The sequence below is a fragment of the Sphaerimonospora thailandensis genome (assembly GCF_016863115.1).
Lineage (GTDB): Bacteria > Actinomycetota > Actinomycetes > Streptosporangiales > Streptosporangiaceae > Sphaerimonospora > Sphaerimonospora cavernae.
The window spans coordinates 122,703-128,702 of the sequence record NZ_BOOG01000019.1; the positions used below are offsets into that span (position 1 = coordinate 122,703).

The 6,000-nt window shown below is 67.2% G+C and carries 7 protein-coding genes and 1 pseudogene; 3 read left to right on the forward strand and 5 right to left on the reverse strand.

Going from position 1 to position 6,000, the window contains the following annotated elements:
- Nucleotides 1-413: 413 nt before the first annotated feature.
- Both Mth01_RS11745 and Mth01_RS11750 read left to right on the forward strand, forming a co-directional pair.
- Nucleotides 414-722, forward strand: a complete 309-nt coding sequence (locus Mth01_RS11745; protein WP_204015752.1) for a hypothetical protein — start codon at nt 414-416, stop codon at nt 720-722.
- A 31-nt stretch (nt 723-753) separates the two neighbouring features.
- A complete protein-coding gene (locus Mth01_RS11750) occupies nt 754-2,733 on the forward strand; it encodes a hypothetical protein (protein ID WP_204015754.1) in 1,980 nt (659 codons plus the stop codon).
- A gap of 5 nt (nt 2,734-2,738) precedes the next feature.
- Here Mth01_RS11750 and Mth01_RS11755 read toward each other — a convergent pair whose 3' ends face one another.
- The 5 genes from Mth01_RS11755 to Mth01_RS29665 all read right to left on the reverse strand — a co-directional run bounded on the left by Mth01_RS11755 (nt 2,739) and on the right by Mth01_RS29665 (nt 4,909).
- A complete protein-coding gene (locus Mth01_RS11755) occupies nt 2,739-3,218 on the reverse strand; it encodes a hypothetical protein (protein ID WP_204015756.1) in 480 nt (159 codons plus the stop codon).
- 337 nt (nt 3,219-3,555) lie between these two features.
- Nucleotides 3,556-3,975, reverse strand: coding sequence for a hypothetical protein (locus Mth01_RS11760; RefSeq protein WP_204015758.1), 420 nt, complete (start codon nt 3,973-3,975; stop codon nt 3,556-3,558).
- A gap of 82 nt (nt 3,976-4,057) precedes the next feature.
- Entirely contained in the window at nt 4,058-4,294 is a 237-nt protein-coding gene (locus tag Mth01_RS29660; RefSeq protein ID WP_239089590.1) for a DUF397 domain-containing protein, read from the reverse strand.
- Nucleotides 4,295-4,433: 139 nt separating this feature from the next.
- The gene (locus Mth01_RS11770; protein WP_204015760.1) at nt 4,434-4,652 is read right to left on the reverse strand and encodes a hypothetical protein; all 219 of its coding nucleotides are present in this window, start codon (nt 4,650-4,652) and stop codon (nt 4,434-4,436) included.
- Nucleotides 4,653-4,744: 92 nt separating this feature from the next.
- Nucleotides 4,745-4,909: a hypothetical protein gene (locus Mth01_RS29665; RefSeq protein WP_239089591.1), complete on the reverse strand. Its 165-nt coding sequence runs from the start codon at nt 4,907-4,909 to the stop codon at nt 4,745-4,747.
- A gap of 353 nt (nt 4,910-5,262) precedes the next feature.
- Here Mth01_RS29665 and Mth01_RS11780 point away from each other — a divergent pair.
- Nucleotides 5,263-6,000, forward strand: a pseudogene (locus tag Mth01_RS11780) (XRE family transcriptional regulator); the annotation flags it as partial.

A 6,000-nucleotide genomic window follows, 5' to 3' on the forward strand; every position in this document is an offset into this window, starting at 1 on the left:
ACGTTATCGATTCGTGACGTCATCGTCTTTCGTCTTCACTGGGTGGCGAGCGGCGGCGGTGGCCGGCAGGCATGTCCGGGTGGCGTGGAAGATCGCGCGGTGGGCGAGGGGCTCGGGAGTGTCGGAGCCCCTCCTGCTGGGGGAAGCCGAGTCGGAGATCGCCCCACGGGATGGGCGACTGTAACTCCAGGTAATTGACCGTTCGCACAGCGACATGGTTTCGGTGTGGATAAGTTCCCATCCGGGTAGGAACTTTCCACCTCCGATGTTAAAAATACGCCGGCCGTTCCTCCGGTGCCCCGCAGCCATAATGTCGCGATATTCCGGGGTTGCCGCCGCGGATGGCAGATGTCTACCTTTGACATCGACTGTGACTCGGGGGCGGGCGCGAGGGGACGGGAACGGGGGATGGCGTGGCGGAAGAGATGGTGCCCAACCCTCGCCACGCGCAACTGGTGGAACTTCTCAAAGAAGTGCACAGCAGATCTCAAGAGGTTGGGAAGGCATACCAGCGTGTCTATGCCTCAATGCAGTCCGAAAAGGTCTGGACGGGACCAACCGCCAAAAAATGGACGAACGAGGTAGGTGACAACGACCACCGCCTGGCCCAGCTCGTACGGCAGATCGTCCACGCGATCGAGGAGGAGCTGCACAGGCATCCCGCTTCGGTGACCCGCTCCCAGGCCGAGCTGATCCGGCGGCAGCTGGCTGGACGCCCCTGATCCGGCCAGGAGCCCGAGAAGAGGACCCGCGATGGCATCTCCCACCGGCGATTTCTGCGGCATCGACCCCGCCGCGATGCACGCCATGGCGGCCGACCTGCGCTGGGCGGCCGACCGGCTCACCGAGTTCACCGCCGAGTTCGAAGGGCGGCTGCGGGCGAACGGGATCGGCACCGCGCCGCTGGCGCAGATCGCCGCCATCGCCGACTGGGGCAGAGGCCAGGCCCCGATGCTCGCTGAGCGGGCCGAGCTGATCAAAGCGCTGAACGGTACCGACGATCACACCTTCGCCCGCCTGCCCGACGCGCTGGACAGTCTCGCGGCCGGCCGGAACCTGGCCCTGATGTACGGCGGAGACGTGAACCTTGGGGGCGGGGGCATCCTGGCCAACAACGACATCAGCGCGGAGTCCAAGGGCGAGCTGGTCCACCAGCACATCAAGGAGCTCGCCGGGCTGGCCCAGGATCCCGCGGCCGCCGCGGCGTTCTTCGCCATGCTGCCCGCGTCGGTGCGCGACGCGCTGCCCAACCTCCTCATGAACACCGGCAGCCCGACAGCCAAGGAGGACCTGGCCGCCTTTAGCGCGGTGCTGGGCGCGGCGCTGCGGGCACCCGGCCGCATCCCGGCCTGGGAGAAGGTGAAGGCCGACCTGCTGAACAAACCCGCCAGTCCGGCCGGGGCGTGGGACCGGCTCGCGCTGCTGGCGGGGGCGAAAGCGCCCACGGCCTACCGCGTGGCCGCGGCCCGCGCACTCGCGCTGGACGAGTTCGCCAAGAACCCCAAGCAGGACTGGCGCGGCGCGGGTCCGCACGAGACGAAGACGTACGGCTACTCCTCCGACGTGGTCGCCCTCGCCCTTGAGGTGCTGGCCGGGGACGGCGCGGCCGCGCGGGCGGCGTTCGCGCAGCTGGGCGGCGAGGAGGTCAATCTCAACCAGGTCGACAAGATGAAGCTGTTCCTGGACTACGCCAAACGGGCGGGCACGGGCGACGACGTCGCCGACGCCTTCGGCCGCGTGATGGAGGCCGGCAGCGAGGCCACGACGGAGAAGCCGGGCAAGCACTCGCCGCAGGCCGCGGCGTTCACCATGGACGCGATGCTGGCGGCCGGCTCCTTCGGCAAGGACCTGCCCAGCCGGGCCAGGGAGTCGATGTCCGTGATCGCCAAGTCCTACATCCACGAACTCGCCTCCGGCGCCCGGTTCGACAAGGTGATCTATCGGACATCGGGCATGGCGGTGCCCGATGAGTGGGTGCCGATCCCGGGCGTCACTCCCGGCTTCTACCTGAGCCCCGGCGACACCTACCGCTTCCTGCAGACCTTCACCGGAGAAGAACGCCTCACCGACGACTTCGACAAGACCGCCGCCCACTTCCGCTACGACACCCTGACCACCGCAGCCCGCCTCGACGCCCAAAAAGACGACGGCCACTTCCGTGATGCAACGAGAATGTTCGGCGACCTCGGCGGGCTGGAGTTCAAGGCGGCGTTGGAGGTGCGCGGCGCGAAGGACGCCACGGACAAGCTGATCCGGGACCTCACGAAGAACACCGTAGCCCTGGGCCTCGGCGAGATCCCCATAGCGAACACCGCTGTGAGCATGGGCTGGACGCTCGCGAACGCCTACGGCGGGAGCGCGCTCCTCGACATGGGGGCTGACAGCATCGAAACCCGTGTCCAGGCACTCACCGAGGCCCGGGCGAATTTCACCCTGCGTCAGAAGTACGACATGGCAGAACTGCTGCACAACGCCGGTTACCCGGCGAGCAAGCCACCGGCCGAACTGCTCAGCCCCAAAACCGGCAGCCTCCCTACCTTCGACGAACTGATGGCCGAGGCCAAGCAGGAGACGGCCCGCACCGGAAAGAGCTGGGAAGAGATCCTCCGGGCGAAGCTGACCCCCTACGAGCGATGGATGGACGGAAACAAGGCCTTCGACGACAAAGTCGAGGATGCCTCACGCTTCATAACCAACGATCAGGCCAAGGAGCTCATCCGCGTTTGGGACTGAGAGGTCTACGACCGAGGCAGACAGTCGGTCTTCGCGACCAGCCGCCAGGTGGGCGACTCCGGCACCACGATCACCTTGACCGTGATGCCGGGAGTGTCCTTCCTCCCATCGATCAACCGGGCGTCCTTCCAGTCCATCTGGGTCAGGTCGTAGGTCATCTTGTAATGGAGGACCTCAGATAACGTGATCTCCATCAACCGCTGCGCGTGATCAAGATGATTGTCTAAGCTCGGGCCCTTGCGTTCAAGGTCGGCCGTAGCGCGCAGCACCCGCTCGAACTTGCCCTTGTCGCAAGGCAGATCCTTGTCCGGGCGCTCCACGATCTTCAGCTTCTTGAGCGGGTTCTTGAAGACGTCATCGGTCTCCAGGCGTTGCATGTCTTTCTGCAGTTCCGCGGTGGCAGCCTGCAGGGTCGGGCCGGGTCCGCACCCGGAAATCATCCCGCCGACCGCCAGAACCGCCATCGCCATCCGCGCACCGCGCACGCCCCTACCTCCACCACCTGACAGACAGACATAGCAATCTTGACCCAAAGCCTCGTCCTCCGTCATCCCTTCCATAAGTCAGCTATTCACCCGATCGATTCGCTCGTTACGTACCTCTCTGCAGGGCAATGGATTCCGCGCCCCTCTGATTGCAAAACGTGACGACCGCGATCGTGTTTGTGTAACAGCCCGGCTGGCCTGCGCTTTCGTGGCCTGCTTGCCATCCTGTGGACGGCGGCCCCGAGGCGCGCGCCGTCAGAATCAGAGACAGACCTCGGGGCCTCTGCGTGGTCCTGGGCCCGCCTGCCGTCACGGGGGCTTCCGGCAGGCGGGCGGTTCAGGTGACCGGGCAGCGGTAGTCCGCGGCCCGGTTCGGGGAGCAGCAGACGACGCCACAGGTGAGGAAGCGGCCGCTGCGCAGCCAGATGCCCCACTGCACGTCCACCCCGCCGGTCAGGGACTCCCGTGCGAGATCCAGCCTGAAGTCCAGCCCGATCCGCGCCTCGTCGCCGGGGTGCAGAAAGGACGGCTCGGCGGTTCGGTAACGCTCGGCCAGCCAGCCCAGGGCTTCCTCCGACGTCGCCGGGGAGGAGTCGATGCGGCGGGCCGGCTTGAGCAGCCAGTCGCAGGTCCGCATCGGCGGCAGCAGAGACGACAGGAACGGCCCGGGGTCGGCCGGGGGCAGCGGCGGACGCCGTTCGGCCTCGCGGCGGCGGTCATCTCCGGTGCCGGTCCAGGAGTAGCAGTGGAGGTGCAACGGCGCGCTCCCTACATTGGGGTGGGTGCGGCCCCTGCCTGATTGCGCCGGGCAGGGACCGCACGTTCAGTTACGCCCGGCGCTACAGGGCGGCGGTGGCGATGCCGGCCGCGCGCAACTCCTCGCCGGTGAACCTCAAGGTCCCGGCGGTGGGGTTCTTGCTGTCGCGTAGCGCGTAGGCGTCGGCCGCGCCGGGGATCGGGGCGAGCTCCACGCAGCTCTCCATCTCCTCTTCCTGCTGGTTGCCGCCGCACAGCCGCCGGAACCGCGCCCCGGCCAGGTCACGCCCATACAGGTCGTTCATCTCGTTCCTTTCCATCAGGTGTCTCCCGCCTGGCGAGCGCCAAGGCGGGCTTTGCGGCGGTGCGGCCTCCCCTTGAGGCCCCTCAGCCCCTCTCCGTACGGGGAAGCCGCCCCAAGCCCCGCCGATCGCGGCCAACAGCGACCGGCGGGGCAGCTCAACGGGCGAGACCCAGCAGCAGGTCCCGCCACAGGTCCCGCGCCCGGTAGGTGATCAATCGCTCGGTCTCCCGTACCAAGGGCTTGTCACGGGAGCGGTCGGTCCGGCGGATGAACATCAAGCCCCCGGCCGCGCACAGCTCGTACGAGACGGGCACGCAGTCGTCGCAGTTGTGCTCGACCACTCGGACGTACGCGGTGCGCCGGGCGTCCGGCATCCACCGAAGCCGCACAAAATCGGCCTGTTCCGGTGGCAGATGCGGGCCCAGACGGTACGGAGGAAGCTCGCCCGGGCCCGACCGCCAACCGCTCACGCGGTCGCTGCCAACCCACCCGCCTTCCCCGGATTGGGTGGCGTGTCCGGCTCTGGGATCTCAATCTCGGCGATGCTCTCCTGCCGCGCGATGGCCTGGCACAGCTCGCGCAGGTCGTCGCCGTCGACCGTACGGCACGCGCCGGCCTCTTCGGCAGCCACGGGGAATGGCCGCTCCCGGGATGCCCACAACCGCCCGGCATCGCTGCGCATGATCCTCCACCCGGCGAACTCTGAGCCGGGGGAAATCGCTCTATGGTTACCCATAAGGTCAGGACCAATCCTCCTGATCCAGGACCCGTCCGGTGTGCGATCACCGCGGCGGGTCCGCCTACATATGGCACGTAACTGAATGCGAATACATAACAACGCATTGCGACCGACGTGCGCTAGGTGATACTGACGGGTGAGCACGGATATCCCCTCCTCATCCCTAATGAGGTGCGCGTTCGATGAGCAACATTCCTGGGTGGGCCGTCCGGCTACGTGCCGAGCGACGTAATCGCTTGTGGTCGGTGACTGACCTGACCCGGCAGATGGTCGAGGTCGCGGACGAGCGCACTCGTGCCCACCTGCCGAAGCGCGAGTCGCTGGTACGGATGATCCGCTCGTGGGAATCGGGTCGGCATCGGCCGAGTGACCCTTACCCGCAGCTGCTCGCGCGGGTCTTCGGGGTTGGCGAGGCCGATCTGTTCGACATCGGACGGCAGCCGATCGCTTCTGTCACCAGCGCTCCCGATCCCGACCTGTATGAGCGCATTACGAAGGTCATCGAGCGTCCACAGCGGGTGGACACCGTCACGATGGAATGGCTTGAACGTTGCCTCGATGAACACCGCCGCGTTGAAGACACGGTGGGGAGCGGCCCGCTGCTGCCGGTCGTACGCGCCCAACTCGACACGATCACCGTGCTCGCTCAAGGAGCTCCAGGCTCACTCACGGATCGCGTGGTCGCGATGCTCGGACAGTATGCCCAGTTCATCGCATGGATGTGTCAGGACTCCGGCGACCATGCCGCCGCGCTGGCCTGGTATGACCGCTCCCACGGTTGGGCGTTGGAGGCGAGTGACGCCGCTCTGGCCGCTACCACGCTCAACATGCGCGCCCACCTTGCTTGGAGCATCGGTGACGCCCTCCGTTGCGTACGGCTGGCCGAGGCGGCGCGCTGGCACGATGGTCGGACGACCCTGGGGGTGCAGGGTATGGCCGCGCAGATGGCGGCCCGGGGGCACGCTGAGATGGGCGAAGCCCAG